The 23,943-nt window shown below is 40.0% G+C and carries 19 protein-coding genes; 7 read left to right on the plus strand and 12 right to left on the minus strand.

Translation table 11 applies throughout. From position 1 onward, the window contains the following. Positions 1–47 precede the first annotated feature (47 nt). The 3 genes from QL989_RS01995 to QL989_RS02005 all read left to right on the plus strand — a co-directional run bounded on the left by QL989_RS01995 (position 48) and on the right by QL989_RS02005 (position 3,094). Positions 48–422 (plus strand): DUF3718 domain-containing protein, encoded by a 375-nt coding sequence (locus QL989_RS01995; RefSeq protein ID WP_010391650.1) that lies wholly within the window; start codon positions 48–50, stop codon positions 420–422. Between the two features lie 193 nt (positions 423–615). After that, entirely contained in the window at positions 616–2,556 is a 1,941-nt protein-coding gene (locus tag QL989_RS02000; protein ID WP_290167809.1) for a methyl-accepting chemotaxis protein, read from the plus strand. A 64-nt stretch (positions 2,557–2,620) separates the two neighbouring features. Continuing rightward, positions 2,621–3,094, plus strand: a complete 474-nt coding sequence (locus tag QL989_RS02005; RefSeq protein WP_138609012.1) for a peroxiredoxin — start codon at positions 2,621–2,623, stop codon at positions 3,092–3,094. A 69-nt stretch (positions 3,095–3,163) separates the two neighbouring features. On the opposite strand, the gene QL989_RS02010 is transcribed toward QL989_RS02005, so the two are convergent. Further along, positions 3,164–5,287 (minus strand): S8 family peptidase, encoded by a 2,124-nt coding sequence (locus tag QL989_RS02010; RefSeq protein WP_290167813.1) that lies wholly within the window; start codon positions 5,285–5,287, stop codon positions 3,164–3,166. Positions 5,288–5,594: 307 nt separating this feature from the next. On the opposite strand from QL989_RS02010, the gene QL989_RS02015 reads away from it, so the two are divergent. Beyond that, entirely contained in the window at positions 5,595–6,779 is a 1,185-nt protein-coding gene (locus tag QL989_RS02015; protein ID WP_290167815.1) for an NAD(P)/FAD-dependent oxidoreductase, read from the plus strand. Between the two features lie 62 nt (positions 6,780–6,841). Here the strand turns inward: QL989_RS02015 and QL989_RS02020 are convergent, their stop codons facing one another. The 4 genes from QL989_RS02020 to coaBC form a co-directional block, all read right to left on the minus strand. After that, on the minus strand, positions 6,842–7,765 hold the full coding sequence (locus QL989_RS02020; protein WP_290167817.1) for a Fic family protein: 924 nt from the start codon (positions 7,763–7,765) through the stop codon (positions 6,842–6,844). Between the two features lie 157 nt (positions 7,766–7,922). Then, on the minus strand, positions 7,923–10,670 hold the full coding sequence (locus tag QL989_RS02025; RefSeq protein ID WP_290167819.1) for a prolyl oligopeptidase family serine peptidase: 2,748 nt from the start codon (positions 10,668–10,670) through the stop codon (positions 7,923–7,925). Positions 10,671–10,911: 241 nt separating this feature from the next. Continuing rightward, positions 10,912–11,499, minus strand: coding sequence for a nucleoid occlusion factor SlmA (gene slmA, locus QL989_RS02030; protein ID WP_008113236.1), 588 nt, complete (start codon positions 11,497–11,499; stop codon positions 10,912–10,914). Positions 11,500–11,723: 224 nt separating this feature from the next. Beyond that, entirely contained in the window at positions 11,724–12,917 is a 1,194-nt protein-coding gene (gene coaBC, locus QL989_RS02035; protein ID WP_178956589.1) for a bifunctional phosphopantothenoylcysteine decarboxylase/phosphopantothenate--cysteine ligase CoaBC, read from the minus strand. A 141-nt stretch (positions 12,918–13,058) separates the two neighbouring features. On the opposite strand from coaBC, the gene radC reads away from it, so the two are divergent. The 3 genes from radC to rpmG all read left to right on the plus strand — a co-directional run bounded on the left by radC (position 13,059) and on the right by rpmG (position 14,411). After that, positions 13,059–13,733, plus strand: coding sequence for a DNA repair protein RadC (gene radC / locus QL989_RS02040; protein ID WP_178956588.1), 675 nt, complete (start codon positions 13,059–13,061; stop codon positions 13,731–13,733). Between the two features lie 274 nt (positions 13,734–14,007). Next, positions 14,008–14,244: a 50S ribosomal protein L28 gene (gene rpmB / locus QL989_RS02045; RefSeq protein ID WP_008464111.1), complete on the plus strand. Its 237-nt coding sequence runs from the start codon at positions 14,008–14,010 to the stop codon at positions 14,242–14,244. Positions 14,245–14,255: 11 nt separating this feature from the next. Then, positions 14,256–14,411 (plus strand): 50S ribosomal protein L33, encoded by a 156-nt coding sequence (rpmG, locus tag QL989_RS02050; RefSeq protein WP_004587947.1) that lies wholly within the window; start codon positions 14,256–14,258, stop codon positions 14,409–14,411. A 504-nt stretch (positions 14,412–14,915) separates the two neighbouring features. Here rpmG and QL989_RS02055 read toward each other — a convergent pair. From QL989_RS02055 to lptD, 7 genes are all read right to left on the minus strand, one after another. Beyond that, the gene (locus QL989_RS02055; protein ID WP_138609106.1) at positions 14,916–16,931 is read right to left on the minus strand and encodes a methyl-accepting chemotaxis protein; all 2,016 of its coding nucleotides are present in this window, start codon (positions 16,929–16,931) and stop codon (positions 14,916–14,918) included. 308 nt (positions 16,932–17,239) lie between these two features. Beyond that, positions 17,240–18,058: a symmetrical bis(5'-nucleosyl)-tetraphosphatase gene (locus QL989_RS02060; RefSeq protein ID WP_290167823.1), complete on the minus strand. Its 819-nt coding sequence runs from the start codon at positions 18,056–18,058 to the stop codon at positions 17,240–17,242. 16 nt (positions 18,059–18,074) lie between these two features. After that, on the minus strand, positions 18,075–18,464 hold the full coding sequence (gene apaG, locus QL989_RS02065; protein ID WP_041709470.1) for a Co2+/Mg2+ efflux protein ApaG: 390 nt from the start codon (positions 18,462–18,464) through the stop codon (positions 18,075–18,077). Next, positions 18,448–19,254 carry a 16S rRNA (adenine(1518)-N(6)/adenine(1519)-N(6))-dimethyltransferase RsmA gene (gene rsmA / locus QL989_RS02070; RefSeq protein WP_010391631.1) on the minus strand — a complete coding sequence of 269 codons (807 nt, stop codon included), beginning with the start codon at positions 19,252–19,254 and terminating at the stop codon, positions 18,448–18,450. Before rsmA ends, apaG begins: the two co-directional genes overlap by 17 nt. Further along, positions 19,251–20,243: a 4-hydroxythreonine-4-phosphate dehydrogenase PdxA gene (gene pdxA / locus QL989_RS02075; protein ID WP_290167828.1), complete on the minus strand. Its 993-nt coding sequence runs from the start codon at positions 20,241–20,243 to the stop codon at positions 19,251–19,253. The genes rsmA and pdxA overlap by 4 nt, the downstream gene beginning before the upstream one ends. Before the next feature lie 2 nt (positions 20,244–20,245). Further along, on the minus strand, positions 20,246–21,541 hold the full coding sequence (surA, locus tag QL989_RS02080; protein WP_290167830.1) for a peptidylprolyl isomerase SurA: 1,296 nt from the start codon (positions 21,539–21,541) through the stop codon (positions 20,246–20,248). Between the two features lie 96 nt (positions 21,542–21,637). Further along, complete coding sequence (gene lptD, locus QL989_RS02085; protein ID WP_290167832.1) at positions 21,638–23,884, minus strand: LPS assembly protein LptD; 2,247 nt, start codon at positions 23,882–23,884, stop codon at positions 21,638–21,640. Positions 23,885–23,943: the final 59 nt, after the last annotated feature.

Below are 23,943 nucleotides of genomic sequence, written 5' to 3' on the forward strand. Positions count from 1 at the left end.
TTAAACAGTCGAGTACGAAAAAAGCATTAATATAGGGTGTCCAATCAATGATTAAATTACCGAAACTAGTTGTAATTGCTGCTATTGCAGCGGGTTCGTTTGCTTATACTGCGCCTGCAAGCGCTAATGACCAGTTAGCTGTTTCAGTTTGTGAATACATTGCTGGTGATGATAAAAACCGTCTACGTAGCAAATTAAAAAGTTCACGTGTGAAAGTTCGTAATATCTATGATGCAGTTTTTTGTAATGGTAATAACTTATTGCGTCACGCTGTTGCAAGCAATGCAGTTGATACAGGCGAGTACATTGTTAAAAACTTATCGAAGAGCTCACTTGAAGATGGTGCAGATATTGCTTGGGCTGAGGCAAATCATGCGGGCTCACCTTTAATCCCTATTATTAAAGACCGTGCAGGCCTTTAAATAAAAGCTTAATTAATAAAAAAAACCGCGTTTAAACGCGGTTTTTTATTTACTTAGATAAATTGTCATTTTGCACCCTGTCTAACTACTTTTAAGTCTAATTCCCTCAAGTATTTATCCTTATTACTCTTGTTACATAAATATGTCATAAAAATTCAATACTCTATGTGTATTTCAGTTTTGAGATATATTTATGCGTGTATCATTTTTTACCCGTTTACTAGCCATTTTACTAACATTTGCAAGTATCCTTCTAGCCGCGACCTTGTTATGGGCAAGCCATACATTACTAAAAATTCAGCAACAAGATAACGCATACAGCCATTTAAAAAATAGCATAATGGTTGAGCTTGCCAATCAATTAGAGAGTTACTTAGCGCAAGGTAATAGCCAATACTTAAAACAATCATCTACCTTGATTGAGCAACTTAAAGCCCAACAGTTAACGGTGCTGCCTCATGAGTTAGAAGCTCGTTTAGCTGAACAATTAACTTCATTAAATACAGATATTAATGGTAAATACAGATCACTTGGAAAACTCTCTGGCAATGAAACTGCGCTGTTAGATAACGCGCTTAGGCAAATGGCGGGCTCAGCCTCTTCACTTATTAATTATGCGCAAAAAGCATCAACGCAAGCCAGTAACGCTCTTAGCTACAATAAATTAGCGAGTGATTATTACAGTGAAGTGGTTAATTTATCACTATCGACTTATCAGCTGCTAAATAATTACCAACCTGAGATAGAGAAAAACCTGCAACAAAGTATAAAAACCCTAAACTTACTAGCTGTAAAAATTGAGCAGCTACCTAACTTAGGAGTAATGACTGAGGTTGATGAATTTGCTTTATTTGTAGATGAAGAACCTGAAGATTTGGCTGCTGAAATAAAAGCAGAGTTGGTGAGTTGGCCTAAACGTTATCTGCGTGATTTAAGCAGTACTTTATCGCAATCAAAACTACGTCGTTCAGGAACAAATGAGTTACGCGAACAAATTAGCTTACTATCAGATACAGTGATTGAGGCAGAGCAAACATTAAAAGCGCAGCAAGATACCGTAAAGCAACAAGTGTTCTGGGTGTTTGGAATAGCAATAGGTGGACTAGTAATATTAGCTTTTGGTGTTTATTGGGTGCAACGTAAACAGGTTTTACAACCTTTACGACAACTGCGAGATGGGTTTGCATTCTTAATCGAAAGTAATGAGTTAAAAAATATTACAGTGAATAACCCTAAAACAGAGGTGGGTGAAATAGCGCAGTATTTTAACCAGTTAATTGAACGCCAGCGTTTGGAAGCGCAAGAAAGAGCAGATATGCTTAATGTAGTCAGTGATTTCATGCAGCAGATGAGTGGGCATTTATACACGATAGGTCAAAAAAGTAATGCGAGTTATCAGCAGGTAAATCACAATGAAGAACTGCTTCTTAATATTCAGCAACTTGGCGAGCAGGTTAATCATATCAATGCTCAAGCTGCTGAAAATGCTCAAAGTACTTATGAAGCAATGCAACAAAGTGTTGGTTTTGCCAAAAGTATGCTTAATGCCAGTTCTGATACACAGCAGCGTATTGAGCAAGGTATGCATAGTGTTCAGGAATTACTGAGCGGGGTACAGGGAGTAAGCAATATTATTACGGTCATACGTACCATCGCTGAGCAGACAAACTTACTCGCGCTCAATGCTGCGATTGAATCAGCAAGAGCAGGTGAGCAAGGTCGAGGTTTTGCCGTGGTTGCTGATGAGGTAAGGCAATTAGCTATGCAGACTCAAGGTTCGTTAAAAGAGATTAATGATCAATTGGCGCTACTAAGCGTAAACTCTCAAGAAGTCTATAAACAAATCAATGCATTAACTGAGGATGCACAGTTACAAACTGCAAATGCTCAAGAGCTTAAAGTAAACTCTGAAGGAGTTGCAGATAATGCGCAGCAGGCTAATAAAGTTGCGATTGATGCAATGGAGTTGGCTAAACAACAAAGTAATTTCCTTAGTGACTTTACTCTATCAATGCATGATATGAAAAGCCAAGTAAGTGAGTCGAGTGAATTAGTTGCTGATATAGGCTCGCAATTAGAGTTGCAAATGACATCTATTAAAGAAGGTTTAGGTTTAGATAACAACAGCGATTAATCGAAGACGAATTAAATATTAACCTGTATGCTAAAAGACTATTTAATTACCCTAAGGAATTAATATGATAGAGCAAGGTCAGACAATACCTGCAGTAAATTTATCTCAGCTTAGTGATAAAGGTATGCAAACACTCACTAATAATGAATTATTTACAGATAAAAAAGTTGTGTTATTTGCGGTGCCTGGTGCTTTTACACCCACTTGTTCGAATGCTCATTTGCCTGGTTATATCGCGCTAGCCGATAAAATTAAGGCTAAGGGTATTAACGCTATCTACTGTGTATCGGTAAATGATGCATTTGTGATGAAAGCATGGGGTGAGTCACAAAATGCAGAGCATATAGATATGCTGGCAGACGGTGATGCTAGTTTTACTCGTGCTTTAGGTCTTGAAAAAGATACTGCAGGCTTTGGTGGTTTGCGCTCGAAACGTTACGCTATGGTTGTAGATAATGGTGTTGTTAACCAATTATTTGTCGAGCAAGAAAAAGAATTTGTAATAAGTAGCGCTGAAGTCGTTTTAGCTAAATTATAACTAATCTGCTTTTTATCAGTAAAAAAGCCGATATATATATATCGGCTTTTCATTAAAGGAGTAGATGGACTATGGCTGGTATTGACCACTTAGCGTTAAACCTGAGAAGGTTTGATACGCATTAACACTTAAATGCCATGTGCCTGCTTGAGGGTTGCTAAATGTACATGTTTCGGCGTTACCAGTTTTAAATGGGCGGCAATCATAGCTTGAGCTGGTTGGCTGACTACCAAATTTTACAAATAAGTCTGCATCACCAGTGCCACCTGATGTTGTTACAGTAAAGTTAGCCATGCCAGCAGGAACTTCTAGCGTGTAATGCTTCCACTGACCTGCTGTTGCAGAAACATCAGATACTGTACCGCCACCCGCTTGTGGTGTGCCTGAGTCTGAACCGCCTGTGACGTTACCGACTAAACTAACGCCAGTGTAGGCTGAGTAGCCGTTTAGCATTATATGATAAGTACCTGAAGTTGGGTTATCGATAGAACACTCTTCACTGTTACCTTCATTGTAAGGGCGGCAATCATAAGTGCTTGTTGTCGGTTTACTACCAGCACGTACATACAAGTCAGCATCACCTGTACCACCACTCATTGTGAAAGTTACATTAGTAGCACCGCTTGGGACTGTCATAGTGTAAAAGTTTTGTGTACTTGTCGCACCGCTTAAGCCTGTTTTCGCTTGCCCATCAATAAGCTCATTATCACCTGATGTTGGCGGTGGTGTACCACCAGAGGCTGCTGCAACAGCAGCGGCAGCATCAACAATGCCTGTGCCACAGTTAGTACAAGTTGCTGGGAATGCACGAGTTGTTGTTTTTAAAATATTTTCTATTTCATCAGGTGTCGCGTTTGGTTTTGCTTGTTTGATTAACGCTGCTACACCTGCAACGTGAGGGGCGGCCATTGATGTACCTTGCGAAAAACCATAGCTGTCGCTTGATGGTGTTGTTGAGCCTGAGTTGTAAGTAGATAAAACACCTTCAGAATCATTAGCAAAATTTTGTGCGCCACCCGGCGCTGCTACATCAATATTGCTACCATAATTTGAGTAATATGCGCGGCCACCGTTACGACCAACTGATGCAACATTAACAACTCCATTACAGTTACCCGGGTTGTAGTTTGCAGAATTATCGTTATCGTTACCTGCAGCTATTACAACAACAGAGCCGTTGTTACGTGCAGTATTAATCGCATTTTGAGTCGTTGAGCTACATGTACCTGCTCCACCTAAACTCATGTTTATAACATCTGCAGGATTTGGGTTTGTCGATGTACCTGATACGTTTCCGCCTGAAGCCCAAATAATGCCGTCAGCAATATCTGAGGTCAAGCCGCCACATTTACCTAATACACGTACTGGCACTACTTTGGCGTCGTAAGCAACACCAGCAACGCCTTCACCATTATTAGTCACAGCAGCGACTGTGCCTGCTACGTGAGTACCATGCCAGCTAGAGCCTTGTGCTCCATTATCACCACATTCACCAGCAGCGACGGCATCACCAGGATCGCGAGCATCGTTATCACGGCCATTGCCATCATTAGCGACTGATAGATTAGAGATCATATCGTAGCCAGGTAAAATATTGGCGTTTAAATCAACATGTGGGCGGTAACCAGTATCTAGAACAGCCACAACTGCACCACTGCCTGTGGCAGTATCCCAGGCTGTTGGTAGATTTAGGCCACCGGCTTGCTCATAGTAATGCCATTGGTCGCCATAGCGAGGATCGTTTGGTGTGGCAAATGGCTTTAGCATTTGATCGATTTCGATATATTCAACGCTACCTGAATTAATTATTTCTTGCATAAACTGTTGCGCTTCTTCGGCATTGAGTTTTTTGTCAGCGCGCATTACGTGATGGTCATTTAATGCCATTGCACGGATATATTTAGCTTTAACTTTTCCTTTTTTTGAGGTGAAGTTTTTTACAAAGCTTTGCGCTTGTTTATTCATCATTGCAGACGATGCTTCAGCTGTTGATGTACTCATTATATCGCTATTATTTTTATATTTGATAATGAACTGAGTTTCAAACCCACTTTGATTTTGCATTTTAACTGAGGTTTCAGCCATTGATGGTGCGATTGCTTGTGCTGGATTTGCCATGCTTGAGCTGGCTGCAAATAGTGTACTTATTGTTAGCGCAACAGCGCATTTTTTAAATGAATTATTAGAAGTCATAATTACCCTTAGTTTTATTATTATTTGTGGAAAGCCACAAAGCGGGTACAAAGGTAAATGATCTGTTAATAATTTTGAAATATTAAATACGTATGTGCCTATCTCATTTAGTTATAACCGTGAATTTAGTAACCTTTCAGTCGTTTTGTATTTGTTTTTATTGTGTTGACGATCCTAATGTATTAGATTTATTTGGTGTTTTTTATCATTATTTAATCTTTATTGATAAATTAAAAACAATATAACAGCTATCTTGTTGTTACCGAAACTTTGTTATAATTCACCAAAGTTTTTAAGAGATGACCAAATGACTCACCTTGATGTGATAGTGATCGGTGCCGGAGCTGCAGGTTTAATGTGTGCAGCACAAGCAGGATATCGCGGCCGAAGTGTTACAGTGCTTGATATGGGTAAAAAGCCAGGACGTAAAATTTTAATTAGTGGCGGCGGGCGTTGTAACTTTACTAACGAAAATGCGAGCCCTAATAACTATTTATGCACTAATCCCCATTTTGTAAAGTCGTGCTTAAGTCGTTATACCCAGCATGACTTTGTAGAGCTTGTAGACCGACATGGTTTGGCGTATCACCATAAAACATTGGGACAATTATTCTGTGACAATAGCGCACAAGACATTGTTGATATTTTACTAACAGAGTGTGAGTGGGCGGGTGTTACAATTAAACTACGCAGCGAAGTGTTAAATGTAGCTAAAACAGCAACAGGTTACAGTGTCACAACTGAGCAAGAAACTCTGACCTGCGAGTCGTTAGTTGTCGCATCGGGCGGTTTAACTATGCCTAAACTTGGCGCGACGCCAATAGGTTATAAAATTGCAGAGCAATTTGGTTTAAAGGTATTGCCGACGATGGCTGCTTTAGTTCCCTTTACCTTACATCAACACGATAAAGAGCGTTTTGAAGGGCTTTCTGGCATTAGTATCCCGTGTGAAGTTGCAAGCGAAGATGGTACTGTATTTAAAGAGAATATTTTATTTACTCACCGCGGCTTATCCGGGCCTGCCATATTACAAATAAGCTCATTTTGGCGAGCAGGTCAGGCGGTGACGATCAATTTATTACCTGAACTCGATTTAAAGCAACAGTTAGCCGATTGGCGAGAAACGCAAGCGCAAAAATCGTTAAAAAATAGCCTCGCTACTATCCTTCCTAAGCGTTTTGTTGAAATACTCCATAACAGTAAAGCTATTCCTGATTGCAATATTAATCAGCTAGCGCATAGCCAAATTGATGCGCTTGCTGATTATATTCATGCGTGGCAAATTAAGCCAAATGGTACTGAGGGTTACAGAACTGCAGAAGTGACTTTAGGTGGTATAGATACCGACGAGTTAAGTTCTAAAACATTTGAGGCTAAAAAAGCCAAAGGTTTATACTTTATTGGTGAAGTGACCGATGTAACGGGTTGGCTAGGAGGCTATAATTTCCAATACGCGTGGAGCTGTGGGTTTGCCGCTGGGCAATACGCGTAAAAAGTCGCTCAGCGCGGCTTATTAAACCTGCCACTTAAGCTCTTAAGTGGCATTTTTTATTTCTAACTTTTAAGTCTATATTGCTGCATTTTACTATTCGGTTTTTCGGGAATAGTCATTTCGATTATGCCTGCATCAATTGCAGGTTTTAAATAGCGCTCTCTAAAATGTTTTCGATCTTTTAACCCTAGCTGGTTTTGTAGCTCTTGTCGGTTTAATGGTTTTTCGCTTTGGTTAAATACATTTATTAAAGCGATGACTTGGGGGGCTTGTATGTCTAAGTGTATAGTGTTTTTAACTTGGGGGGTTTGTTGTGGGTTTTGGCTTTTTGTTATTGATTTTAAATCACTTTTTAAAACGTTCAATGCTGAAAGTAATGTCTCTAACATGTACTCAATAAATACGGATGAGTCACCTGTTTTGGTACTTAGGTTAATGCTTTCAACGTATTGTTGGCGTGTTGTCGCTATTAGGTTATGAATGTTTAGTAATGAAAATAGCGTATGCCACTGCGATAATTGTTGGGTTTGCCAAGTACAGGCTAATTCAGTATTACCCAGTGAAACAGGTTGGATAAACTGCAATTCATAATGACATACTGCGCTACTGATTAGAGGGTGATGGTTGGTTGTATTAAACCACGCAAATAGCTCTTCTACCATTTGTGGCACTCGCATTGCCTGTGGTGCCATTTGTAAGCCATTTTTTAACGCTAGACTTTGCTCCCTATAACAGCCTGACTTTTCAGTCTTATTTTTCATTAAGCTGCGATGCAGAGCTAATAAGCAATCTGGGCTTGATAGGTCAGATGCTGTGAATTGAAACTCAGAGTTTTTCATTTGTATAGAGGTGGGTTTTTGTTGCTTATAGTGCTCAATAGTTGCTGGCGAATATAAGGCACTGATTTTACCTAAAGCTTCACTAATATTTGCAATGCTGTGAGTCATGCTGGCTGAGATTGAAAATGGCGGAGTGGCGTTGCTCATTTCGTTATAGAGGTTGTTTAAATCAGGAGATTAGAATACGCGAACTGAATATAAAAGTCAGTTTTAATAGTGATTTAGTATTTATTTAAAACTTTATATAGTCTTTAATTGCTGGTTTTAAATGTTAAACCGACGCCAAATAGCGCCGGTTTATTAGTTACTCTTCGATAAACGCTTCACCCTCTTTCATCCACTTAGCGGCTGGCTTGCCTTTTAAGTAATGATCAAAGTACTGCATCATGCGCACGGAGAAATCTACCTGATTAGGGAATTGCTTTAAGTGATGCGGTTCACCTTCATATTGTAAAAATGTGGCATCTTTACCCGCACGGCGCAGTGCTAAGTAATATTGCACGCCTTCATGCCATGGCACAGCATCATCTTTATCACCAAACATAATCAAAATAGGGGTATTTACTTTATCCGCAAAAAAGACTGGCGAGTTCTCAATATAAAGCTCTGGGGCTTCAAATAAGTTTTTACCAATGCGACTTTGCCCTGTTTCATATTGAAATTGGCGAGCAAGCCCTGACTTTAAGCGAATGCCACTGTAGGCGCTGGTCATGTTAGACACTGGCGCACCCGAAACTACAGCTTTAAACATATCAGTTTCAGTGATCATAAACGCGCTTTGATAACCCGCCCATGAGTGGCCTTGTAACCCTATTTTATTAGCATCGGCAATGCCTAAATCAATCAGCTTTTGAGTGGCGTTGATCATGGTTTGAGTTGAAGACTTACCTGGGTGACCTATTTCAAAGCGAATATCAGGTAAAAAGATGGCGTAGCCATTTGATGTAAACATCGGAAAGTTAGGGCGATGATTTAATTCCATTTTAGGGAAATCGTACATACGCTGGCTCATATAGCGGTAAAAGTACACCACAACCGGTACTTTATCGCCTTTTTTATAGCCGGCAGGTTTGATTAATACCCCTTGTAAATCTTCTCCATCAAAGCCTTTATAGTTAATAAGTTCAGGCTTTTCTCCCCAAGCAAAATTAGTTACCTGAGGATTAAGGTTAGTGACTTGTTGTGCTTGTTTGAAGCTAAAGCCTGTTTGATAAATATCAGGAAATTGCTGATAGGTTTGCTCAGTAAATAAGTATTTATCGGCACTTTTGGCTTTTTTAATTACATCAAAACGCTTATTACCTGTGAGTACTTTAGTAACGTTAAGCGTTGTTAAATTAAGTTTAGCCACTTCACTTTGCTTACTTTGTAAGTTAATTGCGGAGAGCAAAAGAGTATCATTGCTGTTAAAGCCCACTTGGTTTTTATCAAGCTTGATCACTCTGTACTGAGTATTACTTTGTTTACCATTAGTTAAGCGTTTGGCTTGCTTGGTATTTACATTAAACGACCAAATATCATATTTACTATAAACCAGTATTTCGCTGCTATCGTTAAGCCAGCCAGCAAAGCCATAGCCAGGCTGCTTAGATGGGTAATCGTGTTTGTCATCGGCAAAGGTAGCGTTAATTGCTTTGCTGAGTACGCTCACTTTGTTATTGCCTAAGTTTTTAAGCTGTACTTGGTTGTTATCAAAGTAAGCAGCAAACTGACCATTAGGCGCAAGGCTAGGTCTAAATGGATAGTCGTTAATAATAGGCGTTTGTTTACCCGTTTTTATATCAACCGCAAAGTAGTCAGCAAAAAAGCCGCCATACATTACTTTTTCAAGATGAGCTAAATTTGAGTAACCTAATAATGAATCCGCGCGTTCAGTATTAAGTGCCAGCTCTGGCATATTTGGTGTGCTTAACTGTACAACTTGTTGCGAATTTACATGGTATACCGCCGTGTAATGTCGATTTTTATTGTTTTTATTCCATTGCTGCTCTTCGCGAGGTTTAATTTGCGCATCGTTGTTGTGCCATACATTTAACCCTTTTTGGTCGCGAATAACCTCAAAGTTATACAGTGAAGACTCATCGGTATATTCTTTTTGCTTAACTTTTGCAGCAAGTTTTGGGCGGTTTTCAAAGTATAGGCGTGTACCATCTTCGGCCCACTTTAATGTCGCAGTTTTACCCATTAACCATTCTGGGTTAGGTGACTGCACAGTGGTAAGCGTTTCGTTCTGCCAAAGCGTTAATTCGTATTGGCGGCGACGCTTATCATCGTTTACATAGTTACCTAAAGTAAATGCAACACTCTTATTGATTGGATGCCAAGCTATTTCGTTGGCAACCACACCTGGCTCGTCAATTAATGCCGTGCTGGAAAAATCATTGAGTGAAAATAAAGTAATTTGATTATTATTGCCATCCACATAGCTTTGGCTCACTAATAATTGATCGCTGCTGGCGCTAATATCATAGGTGAAGGCACTTTCAAGAGTGTGGGTGCGTTTATCGCTTAAGTTGACGATAACCAGCGGGTAGCTTTTATCTTTTTTGTCTGCAGGGATAGCGCTATCGTTATCGGCGTTTTTATCATCCGCGTCGGTGCTCTCATTTTTGCGATAGGCAAGCCACTTCCCGTTATTAGCAAGTACGTAGTCTTTTACGTCATTAAAACGTTGTTGCTCACCGGTTTGAGTATTCACTAATACTAGATTGTTTTTTAGATCGCTTTTTTTCTTAGTGGTTTCTTTTTCAAGTAGGGTAGGCACTTGAGTGAATGCAACCCAGTTCGCCATTTTGTTAATTGTAGGGCGAGTGCCTCGCTCTACTTCAGCAATAAGCTTGTTATTATTTAGCGAGTAGACTTGCCCTGTGGCATTACCGCGATAAGGGGTTGCACTTAAAGAGAGGATTTGACCATTTTCAGAAAGCTGTGTGCCTTTTGCAGATTTAAAATCAAATACATCTTTAAATTCTAATGGCTTATTTGCTAAGGCACTAGCGCTCGTTAAGCTGGTAATAAGTGCACAGCCTATAAGAGTGAGTTGTGTTTTCATTATAGATTCTCGTTTTTTAACATTATTTTATTGTAACGAGTTTTAATAACAATTCGAGTAGATACGATAAGTGGTAGCAGGGCAGAGATGAGAGGTTAAAAATGAATGGTAAAAGGTAAAAGGTAAAAGGTAAAATTTTCGAGCTACGGGATGCGAGGTGGTAGGCATCTGTGAAAAATAGGAGTGGAAGTGGTTTATTTAATACCTTGTTAGCATCACTAACAAGGTATTACTTCGAATCTTATAACCAAATTTTTTGAAGTTCTGGCCATTGTTTTTCAAATTGCTCACTTGGGCGAGCACTAAAATTACTGCGCACAAACTGATTCATTTTACCCTCAACGTAGGCAAGCAAAAAGTTAGCTAGGGTTAGCTCATCGCTTTGGAAGTTTTTACCTTCACGTAGCTTACGCTCTCTAAGAATTTGCTTGAATTGGGTCTCTAGCTTTTCAAATAAGCCTTGTACACGTTCACGAAGTCGCTCCTGCTCACCTTGTAGAGCATCGCCTGTTAATATACGAGTAATGCCAGGGTTTTTCTCAGCAAACGTTAGCAACAGTAATAAGGTATTGTATACGCGTGCTTTGCTTTCTTTTTCGTTATCTAAAATAAGATTAATACGTGATAGCAGGGTATCTTCAATAAACTCAATTAATCCTTCAAACATCCGCGCTTTGCTCGGAAAGTGGCGATAAAGAGCGGCTTCAGATACGCCAACTTCTGCGGCAAGTTTGGCAGTTGTAATACGCTGACCAGGGCTGGTTTCTAACATTTGTGCGAGTGCTTGCAGTATTTGCTCTTTGCGATTACTTTTTTTTGTCGCAGGCATGAACATTCCTTTTTTTAATAGTTATTTTTTCTACATCAACGTGCGATAACACAGCTACCTGCCTAGTGTTTGTGCGGGCAATAACCAGTGAAGCGATATTTTCACGTATTACGTGAAGCTCTGGTACTGCGCAAGCATTAAACTATATTAGCGAAGTAAAATTACACTAAAAGGTCACAAGGCGTCATCATGTTAATGTTTTATTCAGTTTGTTTCCAGCCTTTTTATAATCGTTTGGCAAGCTGCTCGATCACTTTGATTGCTATTTCTGTTTTACTAGTCACAGGTAAATCGAGTTGTTCATTTTGCCAATAAAGAGTAAGTGCGTTACGTTCTGAATTAAAGCCTAAATCACTTTGCGATACGTCGTTTGCGCAAATCATATCGAGGTTTTTATTAGTCAATTTCCCTTTAGCGTAGTTAGCAACATTTTGCGTTTCTGCTGCAAAGCCGACAGTGTAAGGGCGGCTTTGTGTAAGGTTTGCTACCGCTGCTATAACGTCTGGGTTCTTAACTAAGCTAAGAGTGAGTTCATCGCCTTGTTTTTTCATTTTTTGCGTGGCGATATTCGCTGCGCGGTAATCGGCTACAGCAGCGCAGCCAATAAAGGCGTCTGATTGATGGGCGTAATTGAGAGATTCTTGCAGTAGCTGCTCAGCACTTTCTATATTAATTAAATTAACGCCTTGCGGCGCGGTAATGGTCACTGGGCCTGAAATTAAGTTAACTTGCGCGCCAAATGATAAAGCAGCTTGTGCTAGTGCATAACCCATTTTTCCTGAGCTGTGGTTTGATATAAAACGCACCGGATCGAGAGGTTCTCGGGTTGGGCCTGCGGTAATAGTAATGGTTTTACCCGCTAAGAGTTGTGGTTGCGCAGGTTCAGTGCATAAACTCACTAATTCATGCGGTTCAAGCATTCGCCCTGCACCTACATCACCACAGGCTTGCTCACCTTTGCCTGGCCCCCAAACTGCAACGCCACGAGCCTTTAAAGTGGCTATATTAGCTTGCGTGGCAGGGTGCGCGTACATTTGTTGATTCATAGCCGGTGCCACAGCCACTTTTGCAGGAGTTGCGAGTAATAACGTAGTGAGTAGATCATCAGCAATGCCTACCGCCATTTTTGCAATAATATTGCTGGTGGCAGGAGCCACTAAAATTAAATCAGCCCATTTGGCAAATTCAATATGTCCCATCGCAGCTTCTGCTGATGGGTCGAGCAATGAGTCAGACACTATTTCACCACTGACAGCTTGCATCGTTAGCGGGGTAATAAAATGCTTTGCTGATTCAGTCATTACAACTTTAACGTCACAACCATGGTCTTTTAAACGTCTTACTAGTTCGGCACATTTATAGGCTGCAATTCCACCGCTAATACCCAGCACTATTTTTTTATTTGTTAAATTAATCATGGTTGTTCATCAATTTTATAAAATATGCTGGCTAAAATAACAAATCTTGAGCGTGACAGCTAAGATAAAATGCGTTTTATCGCGCTAATTTTTAATTTTGCATTACAGTTATATGATACTGACCGCTTTCAAGGATGAACGATGCAATTAACCTCTCTGCCTAATTCACTCAGACCGCGAGAAAAGCTGCTAGCAAAAGGCGCAAAGGCACTCTCTGATGCTGAACTATTGGCTATATTTTTACGTACGGGTTTACCCGGTATGAATGCAATAGAGCTGGCACAACATCTGATCAATGAAAATAAAACCCTGCATAATTTGTTTAATGCCAGCATAGATGAGTTTTGTGCGCAAAAAGGGCTGGGTACAGCTAAATATGTACAGTTACAAGCAGTACTTGAGCTAAGTCAGCGTTATATGCAAGAAGGCTTTGTTCGCGATGCCGTTTTTAATTCCCCTCAAGCTGTTTACGACTATTTAACCCTGCAAATGCGAGGGTTGCAGCAGGAGGTGTTTATGGTGTTGTATCTTGATAGTCAAAATCGTTTATTGAAAGATGAAATCTTATTTTATGGTACGATTAACGCAGCCAGTGTATATCCACGTGAAGTTGTCAAAGCGGCTTTAAAAAATAATGCGGCAGCGGTTATTTTTTCACATAATCATCCCAGCGGTATTGCAGAACCAAGTCAGGCCGATAAACTAATTACCAATAAATTGTGCCAAGCGCTGCAATTAGTCGACATAAATGTATTGGATCATATTATTATTGGTGGTGAAAATTGTGTTTCGTTTGCCGAACGGGGACTTATTTAAGTTTATTGCTCGCAGATATGTGCTAAAAATGAGCGGTTTAGTGTGTTTTGGCAAATTAGTTTAATTTAAATGCAGTTTTTACTTTCCCTAAGGGCATTCGATCTTTATAATTAGCCGCTATAAAATTTACACATGAGCTGGTTGGATAAGATCAGTATTTGATCTTTGCCTGTAAAAGCTGTATAAAGAGCGCCCTTCGATTTATCTCTAGGGCACAAATACATGGCCTTAGGGAAAAATTAAGCTCGAGCGAAGTTATTGGAGATATATAGACATGTCTAAAGTATGTCAAGTTACAGGTAAGCGTCCAGCGGTTGGTAACCACCGTTCACACGCGAGAAACGCGACTAAACGTCGTTTCCTACCTAACCTACAAACACACCGTTTTTGGGTTGAAAGTGAAAAACGTTTTGTAACATTACGCACTACTACTAAAGGTATGCGTATTATCGATAAAAAAGGCATTGACACGGTTCTTACAGAAATCCGTGCTCGTGGCGAAAAAGTTTAAGGAACTGAATTATGCGCGATAAGATCCGTTTAGTTTCAACTGCTGGTACTGGTTTTTTCTACACTACCGACAAGAACAAGCGTAACATGCCTGAAAAAATGGAAATCAAAAAGTTCGATCCTAAGGCTCGTAAACATGTGATTTTCAAAGAAGCTAAAATTAAGTAATTTAGTTTTCTTTCAGAAATGTAAAAACCCAGCTTATGCTGGGTTTTTTGTTTTTAAAATTCACTCTGTTACCACCGAAAATATACCTACCGTAATTGTGTCCATCTAATTAAAAATTTATGTTAAGCACCATGGCTTATTGTTTTAATAGCGGCTCCGTTGTTTGTAATATCAATCCGCAATAATACTTAATCACTTTACGGGGCTAAACGTGTCGCTGCCTGCGTTAAAAATTCTCATTTAGAGCAACTAAATAGCAAATTTTTTGCCTAGCTATCAACGCGTTTTTCCAGCCTCAAAATAGACCACTTAATTAAGCGAATTGGTATAACCAAAGAAAATATAAATAGTATTAAATGACTTCACGGACTAATCAGTTGGATGTTGTGTATTTAGAGTAAGATTGTGCGGTGTATAAGCATGTCTGGAGAGGGAACGGGTGTTTTACTATGACTTACTAGGGGTGAACTGTAAGCAGCCCTAAGGCTACTTACAGTGCGATACTTATACTTTAAAGTTCTCTACTGATATTCTTAGTTCTTCGGCTAATTTAGCCACTTCTGAACTTGAAATATTAGTTTGTACAGCACCTTCTGCTGTTTGCTCGGCGATAGCAACAATAGACTCTAAGCGTTCACTAATCTCTTGTGATACTTGTTGTTGCTCTTGTGCTGCCGTTGATATCTCTTCACTGACATTGTGCGCTTGCGATACCGCAAGAGTAATTGAATCTAGTGCACTATTAGCTAAATCACTTTGCTCAACACAAGAAACAGCGCGTTCTTTACCTTTTTCCATGGCTTTAACTGCTTCTTCAGCGCCCAACTGTAGTGATTCAATCATAGATTGAATCTCTTGGGTCGACTCTTGAGTTTTACTTGCAAGCGATCTTACTTCATCAGCTACCACGGCGAAGCCTCTGCCTTGCTCGCCGGCACGCGCTGCCTCAATGGCCGCATTAAGTGCAAGTAAGTTAGTTTGCTCAGCGATACCACGAATAACGTCTAAAATACTACCAATTGAGGCGCTATCTTTGTGTAGCTTATTAATAACACTTGATGCTTCATCAACTTCGTAAGCGAGTTGTTCAATGGTTGCTTTATTTTGATTTGAAATACCTTTAACGCGTTCAGCTTCTTTATCAGCATTTTTGATTTCGCCCAGTGCTTGTTGAGCACTGTTGCTCACTGTTTGAGAGGTACTGCTCATTTCAGTGGTTGCGGTTGCCGCTTGCTCTACTTGCGCTTGTTGATTACTAATCGCTTTGCTCGACTCACCGGTAATTGTTGAGGTTTGCTCAGAAGCAGCAGCAAGCTGTGTTGAACGCGAAATAATACCGGTAATTAAGCTACGTAAGCTATCAATTAAGGTGTTACAACTTTTCGACAATTCACCAAATTCATCTTTTGCGCTGTCATCCAAGCGTTGAGTCATATCACCACTGGCAACAATATCTAAAATGCGGTTAACTTCTGCTAATGGCTTAGTAATACGGTTAACTGTAACAATGGCCACAAGCACAGCGATAATAGTAGCAATGATCATGCCTATCCAAGTCCATAAGTTAGCTGAGTTTACATCGCTGCGAACGCCTTCTTGCAAAGTAAATGCAACGCCGCTGGCTTGTAATACTAATTCGTCAATTTGGCTAAGTGCTGTTTTAGTAGCTTTTTCAGACTCTTCTAATTCACGTTCAGTTGTGCTGATTGCATCGATAAGGCGTTTTTTATTCGCTGAAAGGCTATCGTTACCTAAAATATTACTCTCAAGTGTATCTACATAACCTTTTAAGTCGTTAAACAAGCCGCTATGGCTCTGCTCTATTGCAGGTTGTATTAATGAAACGGTACGAACGACTTCTTCAAAGTAATATACTTGTTCATTTTTAATAATATCGAGCGTATTAAGTGTTTTAACAGTTAACATATCGGTGCTACTGGTAACCACAGACATAAAGTTATTTTCAAGGTTATTAGCTGCTTGATAAGCACGAGGGTAGTTATCTTCTAAACCATCGATATCAATAATATCAAGAACCATAGAGTTGGCATCTTCTGCCGCAAGCTCAACGGTTTCTAATTGAGCTTTAAGCTTTTTATTAAGCACTAACTGAGTGTTTTTGTCTTTGAGTAGGCTCTCTATAATGCTTAAAAAACTTAAGTAGGTCTTTTCAACGTCAAGGCTACTCTTATTTAGTTGTGGATCATCTTTTACTACTTGTTGTAGCTCGCGATGTAACTTATCAAATAACTGTTTTTGTTCTTCTATTTGTGCTTTTATTGGCGCTAGCTCTTGAGCCGATGAAGTGTGAAAGCTAGCTTGAGCAGCTTTACTCATCAAAATAAATTCAGCTTGTAATTGAGCGCTCTTGTTTAATGCCGGAAGCGATAGCTGATTAACCTTTTGAGTTGAGCGATCTATATTTGCTATTTTTATTAAAGAGTTACCGCCAATAATTAAAAGTAATAAAGTGATAAATATAAAACCACCCCAAATACGTTGACTCACTGTTAGATTCATATGGTTTTCCATTCAAAAATACGTCTATTAAAACTTATCGGCGCTTTCAACAATAAGTTAAGTAATTAAAAATAATTAATTTTTACTGTTAATAGTTAGTTGCTAAATTTACCGTGAAACTTCATCACACACTAAGCATACATAATTCAACTATTCGATTATGGATGTAAAATAATACAAAGCAATTTTCCTCATCTTTAATTAGATTAGAGAGTGTTGCTATTTTTTACACTTAGTTGTGAATGGTTTGTAATTATGCAATTTAACATGCACTCTTAAACTTAACAGATGTATTAACTTTTTTCAGTTTATTTAGACAAAAGTTGTGATTTTTTTGAAAGTTTTTGTTTGCTCTGTAAATTTATTAAGGTCATTGAGCCGCCCCAGACGCAACCTGTATCTAGAGCGTACAGGTGTTTGTAGGGAGTTTGACCTTCAAGTGCAGCCCAATGACCAAAAACAAGGTCATGTTGAGCGTTAACAATTTTAGGATGAGAAAACCAAGGAATCAATGAATGGCTATTTGCTGTTGCTTCTTTTGCACTAAAATCAAGCAAGTTATCGGGTGTAATAAAGCGCATACGGGTGAAATAATTAACAATATAACGAAACTTGGCAGCGTCATCGAGTTGCTCACTCCATGTTAGTGGGTGAGGCTGATACATGTTTTTTAAGAAGTATTGAGCGTTGTCAGCACCATAGCATTGCTGTGCGAATTGGGCGTGCTCAATGGCTTGCACGCACGACCAATCAGGGTTTAGCCCCGCGTGTGAAATAAAGCAATCATATTTATCTAAGTAAAGAGCTAAAGGCTGAGTTTGCAAAAACGCGACGTAATGTGGGAGTTTACTGCTGTTGAACAGAGTCGTTAGTTTGTCTTTGGGGTTGGGGGTAACATTATTTAAATAACAGGCAATCATATGTAAGTCATGATTGCCTAATGTGACGCTAACGCTGTCTTGGTGCTGATATATGTAATCAAGACATGCTTTGGAGTCTGGGCCGCGAGCAACAATATCACCTACTAGGTAGAGATGATCTTTGCTAGGATTAAAGTCGACTTGCTTTAACAATAAACTAAATTCGTTAAAGCAGCCTTGTAAATCACCTATTGCGTAGTCGGCCATTAGACGCTGTTCTTACTCAGTGTAAGATGTTAGGGCAAGCTAAACGGAACACATTTATGGGGGCTTCAAACTCAGCACCAAATTCGTTTCGTAAAGTGTAATGCCCTTGCATGGTGCCTACCGGAGTATCTAATATTGCACCACTGGTGTATTTGTAACTTTCGCCTGGGGCTATATCTGGGGTTTCACCCACCACACCTTCACCTTGTACTTCTACTTCTTTGCCATTGGCATCGGTAATTAACCAATAGCGACTGAGTAGTTTTGCACTACATAAACTGTGGTTTTTTATAGTAACGGAGTAAGCAAACACAAATTTATCAAGTTCAGGTTGCGATTGCTCTTCTACATAAAATGTTTCTACAGATACCTTTACAGGTGATCCCATATTACTGCTTGTTGTCATAAATCCAGTTAGCTATATCAATAAATTGTTGTAACGACAGGCTCTCAGCACGCAAAGTAATATCAATGCCAATGCTGGTTAACTCTTCAGCGGTTAAAAGGTTGCCTAGGCTGTTGCGCAGTGTTTTACGACGTTGATTAAACGCTTCTAAACAGACTGTATTTAATATTTTAACGCTCTTAGCTGTGCGCTGCTCTGCCTTTTTGGGGATTAAGCGAATAACCGCAGAGTCCACTTTAGGTGCAGGTTTAAAGCACTCTGGTGGTACTTCTACTACAGGCATCGCATTACAGTAGTATTGAGTCATTACACTCAAGCGGCCAAAGGTTTTGCTGCCTGGGCCTGCAACCATGCGTTTTACCACTTCTTTTTGCAGCATAAAGTGCATATGCTCAATATGATCGGCAAATTCAAAAAGGTGAAACAACAAAGGAGTAGAAATGTTGTACGGTAGGTTACCAAATACTTTTAGCTTTTTGTCGTCTTTAACTAGGCTTGCAAAATCAAACTTCATTGCATCGCCTTGGTTTACGGTTAATTTAGGCCCTAAAAAAGGGTGCTCAATTAAACGTTGGGCTAAATCTTTATCTAGCTCAACAACCGTTAAATGGCCACTTAAATCGGCTACAGGCTCAGTAATAGCGCCAAGGCCAGGGCCAATTTCGACTAAATTATCTTGCGGCTTGGGATCAATAGCGGTGACAATTTTATCGATGATTGATTCATCGAATAAAAAGTTTTGGCCAAAACGTTTACGGGCTCGGTGTCCTAAATGTACTTTATCGGTCATTGATTCTGTGCTTTTTCATGGGCGAGCTTAATTGCTTCGCGGATCGCTAATTCAAAACTGCCAACATCAGCATCACCTGTACCGGCTAAATCAAGCGCAGTACCGTGGTCTACTGAGGTGCGGATAAATGGAAGGCCAAGAGTTATATTCACTGACTTACCAAATCCTTTGTATTTTAGCACAGGTAATCCCTGATCGTGATACATAGCCAACACAGCATCAGCTTCATTTAGGTATTTATCTTGAAATAATGTGTCTGCTGGTAAAGGCCCGATTAAGTTCATCCCCTCAGCTCTTAGTATGTCAAGTGTAGGCGTAATCGTGTCGATTTCTTCGCGGCCTAAATGGCCATCTTCACCAGCGTGCGGGTTTAAGCCACAGACTAAAATACGCGGTTGCTCAATACCAAACTTGGTTTTTAAGTCATGATTAAGAATATTAGCCACTTTAACCAGTCGCTCTTGGGTAATAGCACGAGCAACATAAGCAAGCGGGATATGCGTTGTTACTAATGCAACTCGCAGACCTTCGGTAGCTAATAACATAACAACATCAGCGGTGCCCGATTGTTGAGCAAAGTACTCAGTGTGGCCACTAAAAGAAATACCGGCTTGGTTAATAATACCTTTATGAACAGGGCCGGTAACAACAGCATCAAAAGTGCCGTCCATATTTTTCTCACTGGCAATACGTAGTGTGTCTAATACGTATTGACCGTTTGCGTCATTCAGCACACCCAGCTCAACCGGCTCGGCTAAATCAATCTGTTTTATGTACAAGCTGCCAGCAGCTGTAGGCATAGCTTTGGCGCTTTCATCAAATTTAATCAATTTAATGTTTAAACCTAAATGTTTAGCGCGCTGCTTTAGTAGCGATGCATCTGCAATCGCTACTAGCTGTGCATCCCAGCTGTGCTGTGCCAGTTTTAATAGCAAGTCAGGCCCAATGCCAGCAGGCTCACCAGGGGTTACCGCAATTCTTAAGGTCATAATTATTCGTCTGTTGGGAAAATTTCAACATGGGCTTGTTCGCGCATTTCTTGCTGCCAGTTAAAACCTTCTTCTTTAAATTTACGATTAAACAACATGCCATGTGCACGATTACGCTTAGCTTGCTCAGTTTTATCTGCAACGCGTGTATCTAACAACTGCACAATGTGCCAGCCATACTGGGTTCTAAAGGGTTCGCTGATTTCGTTTTGATCAAGAGATAGCAATGTATCTCTAAACGCAGGAACGTAGGTGGTTGGATCAGTCCAGTCGTATTGCCCGCCTTTAAGCGCTGAGCCTGGGTCTTGCGAGTGCTCTTTAGCTAGTTCTGCAAAGTCAGCATTTCCAGAGCGTAAATCCTTAACAAAGCCAGCTAGCATAGTGCGGGCTTTTTCTTCGCTTAAAATAATCGAAGGTTTAATGAGAATATGACGAGATTTAACTTCTGTGGCTTCTACTACTTGGCGACCACGTACGTCTTGCACCTTAATAATATGAAAACCTGCGCCAGAGCGAAGTGGGCCAATAATCGTACCTTTCTTTTGCCCTTTCACCGCTCCTGCAAATAAAGATGGCATTTCGTTAATGCCCATCCAGTCTAATTGACCACCCTCAAGCGCTTTTGGACCACTTGATGAAGAAATCGCAATACGCTTAAATTCTTGACCGTCTTGCAGCAGTTCAATTACTTTTTCTGCGCGTGTTTTTGCAGAGCTTACGTCGTCTGCACTTGCACCGCTTGGAATATCGATAAGAATATGACCAATATCGTATTCTTCGGCATTTTTTCCTTGGCTATCCATAATTTTTAGCAAGTTATCAATTTCTTGGTCGCTTATATATATGCGACGGTCTACGTTTACACGTATGACTTGTTGCGTGGTTATCTCTTTACGAATTTCTTCACGGTAAGCTTGAAAGCTTTCACCCGATGCTTCAATAGTACGACGTAAATCAGCAATTGTACCGCCTTGCTCTTTGGCCATGTTGGCAAGTGTTTGGTCAAGCTGGCTATCTGAAATCTCTAAGCCCATACGCTCAGCCATTTGCATCATTAGCGTTTGATTAATTAAGCGTTCAATTGCTTGTACACGCAGTGTTTCGTCTTTTGGCAGCTGTTGATTTTGTTCTTCTGCTTGCTTTTTAACACGATCAACAATAGTGTCTACTTCACTTTTTAAAATAACGCCTTGGTTTACAGTACCAATCACTTTATCTATTTCGACCGGTGCGGCGAATGCACTTTGGCATAAGCCAAACGTTAAAACTGCTGATGTTAATAATTTTTTTAAATTCATATTCTTTTTACTACTCTTACTAATAGTACTGTTGTAATGCTAAATGCGACTAGATTGATATAGTTATTTGTAAATTTTTACTATACAAAATGCAGCTTAGTCATTAAGAAAATACGGCCTACGATAACCAAAAATACCTTGTTGTAATAATTTTTGAGCATCATAACGACTTTTACTACCAAGCCCTTTTAATACAAAATTCAAACGAATGCTCGAATCAAAAGTGGCTTGGGGTTGCCCAATTGACTGATTTAAATCAGTTTCAATTTGGCGATGACCAGTAATTTGGAACGCCCAACAGCACGATTCATACTGTAATCCACTAAATACTTCAATACTGCGGTTATTATCAAGGTCGCGATGGTAACTTGCAATAAATTGCCATTCGTCACTGATAGGAATGCTTGTAAATAAGCCCGCTTGTTCGATTGTATTTCCTGAGACATCATTTGCATAGCGATGGTTCAATTGAACCAGCTGATTATCGTCACCTTTATAATCTAAGGTGACATTTGACTGGATAATTTGCTTGCCATCCGTATCGTACTGAATACCACCGGATAAATACCAGCGGCGGTGCCAATGTAACATGGTTTGCGCTGCAAATAAGGCATTGTAGTTACTGTCGCTGTTAAGCCCTTGCTCTGTGGGCTTGGCTGAATTACTTAAATAAAATATTTGGCCAGCACTGAAATTAAATACTTCTTCATTTTTCTTATCAAATAAACGAGTGGTTGCCCCAAGCGTAAATTGATTTGCAGCGGCAATACGGTCAACACTTGAAAAACGTGCATCCCTGAATAGGCCAAAAAAGTCATCTTGTAGTTTAGTGGTATCGTATAAGCCAATATCAGATTGATTTTTGTTAGGCGTATATAAATACTGAATTTGTGGTTCTAAGGTTTGAATGCCATCGTCGATAAAAATTGAGGTGTCGCGCTCAAAGTTAAGCTGAGAATATAAGCGGAGTTTCGGCAATGTGCGCGAGACCGTCTCGCTATATTGAGTGCCCTGTAAGTTGCCGTCTTGTTTATAGTTAGTTTGTAGCAGGCTTACTTCAGATAAAAATGACCAAGCATATTCTTTGTAATCAAAGCGTGCTTTAGGCTCTATATGCACGCGAGTTGCTTGGTCAATCACCGCTGAGCTATTAGTAAAGTGGCTCAGCTCCCCTGAAACAGTAAAATCGAAGTAATCAATTTTCCACGGCGTAGTTTGTGTAAAGCTAACTTGAGGTAAGGCTGTATATGACTCTAAGTGGTCACCGAGTACTTCAAAGTTTTGTATTTTTATATCAGTACGCCACATCTCGCCCATGTGAGTTAGTGAGCCGGTACGATAAAGCTGAGTATCGGTTTTACTTGCATAAGTTGAGTTTAAATCAGTAAGGTAATTATCATCACTGACATTGGTTATATCAATACTGGCTCGCCAGTCTTCGCCTATATAGCTTTTTTGTTGCCAATGAAACAAAAAACGCTCGTCAAGCTCAGGCTCTGAGTCATCTTTATTTAAGTATTCGACAGCCACTAAACCTTGGTGTTCTGGAGTTAGATATCTAAATTCAGTTTGTAGCTGTAAACCTTTGCGTGACATATAACGCGGCGTAATGGTTGCATCATAGTTTGAAGCAATATTCCAATAATAAGGCGTAATAGTCTCTAAACCATAGCGATCTGAGCTTGAAAAGCTGGGTGTTAATAAGCCTGATTTACGGCGCTCATCAAGTGGGAAAGTAAAATAGGGTAAATAGAGCACTGGCGTGTCTAAAATACGTAGCACCGCATTGTAGGTTTCACCCCAGCCTTCTTCTCGCGATAAATTAATTTCGTCGGCTTCAATCGCCCATACTGGCGTATTACCCGGGCAAGCAGTAAAGCTTGCATTCATCAGCATTAAGCCAGACTTGTCGATGGTGAGTTTTTCCGCACCACCTTTGCCTTGCTGTTGTGTTAGGCTGTATTGTGCGCCTAATAAGCTAAATGCTGAGTTGTTTAAATCGGCGTTTAAGCCCGCACTTTGAACTTTACTTACATAATCGCGGTAGGTAATAGGGCCGGTGGCATTGAGTAGGCCGCGTTGTTTATCAATCAGTGCTGATTGTGCGGACAAACTCATGTTAACGGTGTTAATATCAACATTACCAGTAAATTCAGCGCTTTGTGTGCCTAAAAGCTCAACGTCATCAGCGCTGATATCAACCGTTCCAAGCTCAAGGCCAGCTAGCGGTTGCCAAGCTCTGGTTTGCATTGAAGTGCCACAAAAGTTGTGTGTCAGTTCAGTTTCGGCAAGCGATGGTGCGCTCAGTACGCTTAGCATCAAAATGCCCCAGGTTTTGCTCATTTATCGACCTTTATGCTCTGTGATTAGTTACAAGCTATACATAATAAAGGAAAACAATA

The sequence above is a fragment of the Pseudoalteromonas sp. APC 3224 genome (genome assembly GCF_030407535.1).
Classification (GTDB): domain Bacteria; phylum Pseudomonadota; class Gammaproteobacteria; order Enterobacterales; family Alteromonadaceae; genus Pseudoalteromonas.

Excerpts from the sequence above, each read along its gene's own strand:
- QL989_RS01995 (WP_010391650.1), top strand. The coding sequence starts at position 48 with ATGATTAAATTACCGAAACTAGTTGTAATTGCTGCTATTGCAGCGGGT.
- QL989_RS02000 (WP_290167809.1), top strand. The coding sequence starts at position 616 with ATGCGTGTATCATTTTTTACCCGTTTACTAGCCATTTTACTAACATTT.
- QL989_RS02005 (WP_138609012.1), top strand. The coding sequence starts at position 2,621 with ATGATAGAGCAAGGTCAGACAATACCTGCAGTAAATTTATCTCAGCTT.
- QL989_RS02010 (WP_290167813.1), bottom strand. The coding sequence starts at position 5,287 with ATGACTTCTAATAATTCATTTAAAAAATGCGCTGTTGCGCTAACAATA.
- QL989_RS02015 (WP_290167815.1), top strand. The coding sequence starts at position 5,595 with ATGACTCACCTTGATGTGATAGTGATCGGTGCCGGAGCTGCAGGTTTA.
- QL989_RS02020 (WP_290167817.1), bottom strand. The coding sequence starts at position 7,765 with ATGAGCAACGCCACTCCGCCATTTTCAATCTCAGCCAGCATGACTCAC.
- QL989_RS02025 (WP_290167819.1), bottom strand. The coding sequence starts at position 10,670 with ATGAAAACACAACTCACTCTTATAGGCTGTGCACTTATTACCAGCTTA.
- slmA (WP_008113236.1), bottom strand. The coding sequence starts at position 11,499 with ATGCCTGCGACAAAAAAAAGTAATCGCAAAGAGCAAATACTGCAAGCA.
- coaBC (WP_178956589.1), bottom strand. The coding sequence starts at position 12,917 with ATGATTAATTTAACAAATAAAAAAATAGTGCTGGGTATTAGCGGTGGA.
- radC (WP_178956588.1), top strand. The coding sequence starts at position 13,059 with ATGCAATTAACCTCTCTGCCTAATTCACTCAGACCGCGAGAAAAGCTG.
- rpmB (WP_008464111.1), top strand. The coding sequence starts at position 14,008 with ATGTCTAAAGTATGTCAAGTTACAGGTAAGCGTCCAGCGGTTGGTAAC.
- rpmG (WP_004587947.1), top strand. The coding sequence starts at position 14,256 with ATGCGCGATAAGATCCGTTTAGTTTCAACTGCTGGTACTGGTTTTTTC.
- QL989_RS02055 (WP_138609106.1), bottom strand. The coding sequence starts at position 16,931 with ATGAATCTAACAGTGAGTCAACGTATTTGGGGTGGTTTTATATTTATC.
- QL989_RS02060 (WP_290167823.1), bottom strand. The coding sequence starts at position 18,058 with ATGGCCGACTACGCAATAGGTGATTTACAAGGCTGCTTTAACGAATTT.
- apaG (WP_041709470.1), bottom strand. The coding sequence starts at position 18,464 with ATGACAACAAGCAGTAATATGGGATCACCTGTAAAGGTATCTGTAGAA.
- rsmA (WP_010391631.1), bottom strand. The coding sequence starts at position 19,254 with ATGACCGATAAAGTACATTTAGGACACCGAGCCCGTAAACGTTTTGGC.
- pdxA (WP_290167828.1), bottom strand. The coding sequence starts at position 20,243 with ATGACCTTAAGAATTGCGGTAACCCCTGGTGAGCCTGCTGGCATTGGG.
- surA (WP_290167830.1), bottom strand. The coding sequence starts at position 21,541 with ATGAATTTAAAAAAATTATTAACATCAGCAGTTTTAACGTTTGGCTTA.
- lptD (WP_290167832.1), bottom strand. The coding sequence starts at position 23,884 with ATGAGCAAAACCTGGGGCATTTTGATGCTAAGCGTACTGAGCGCACCA.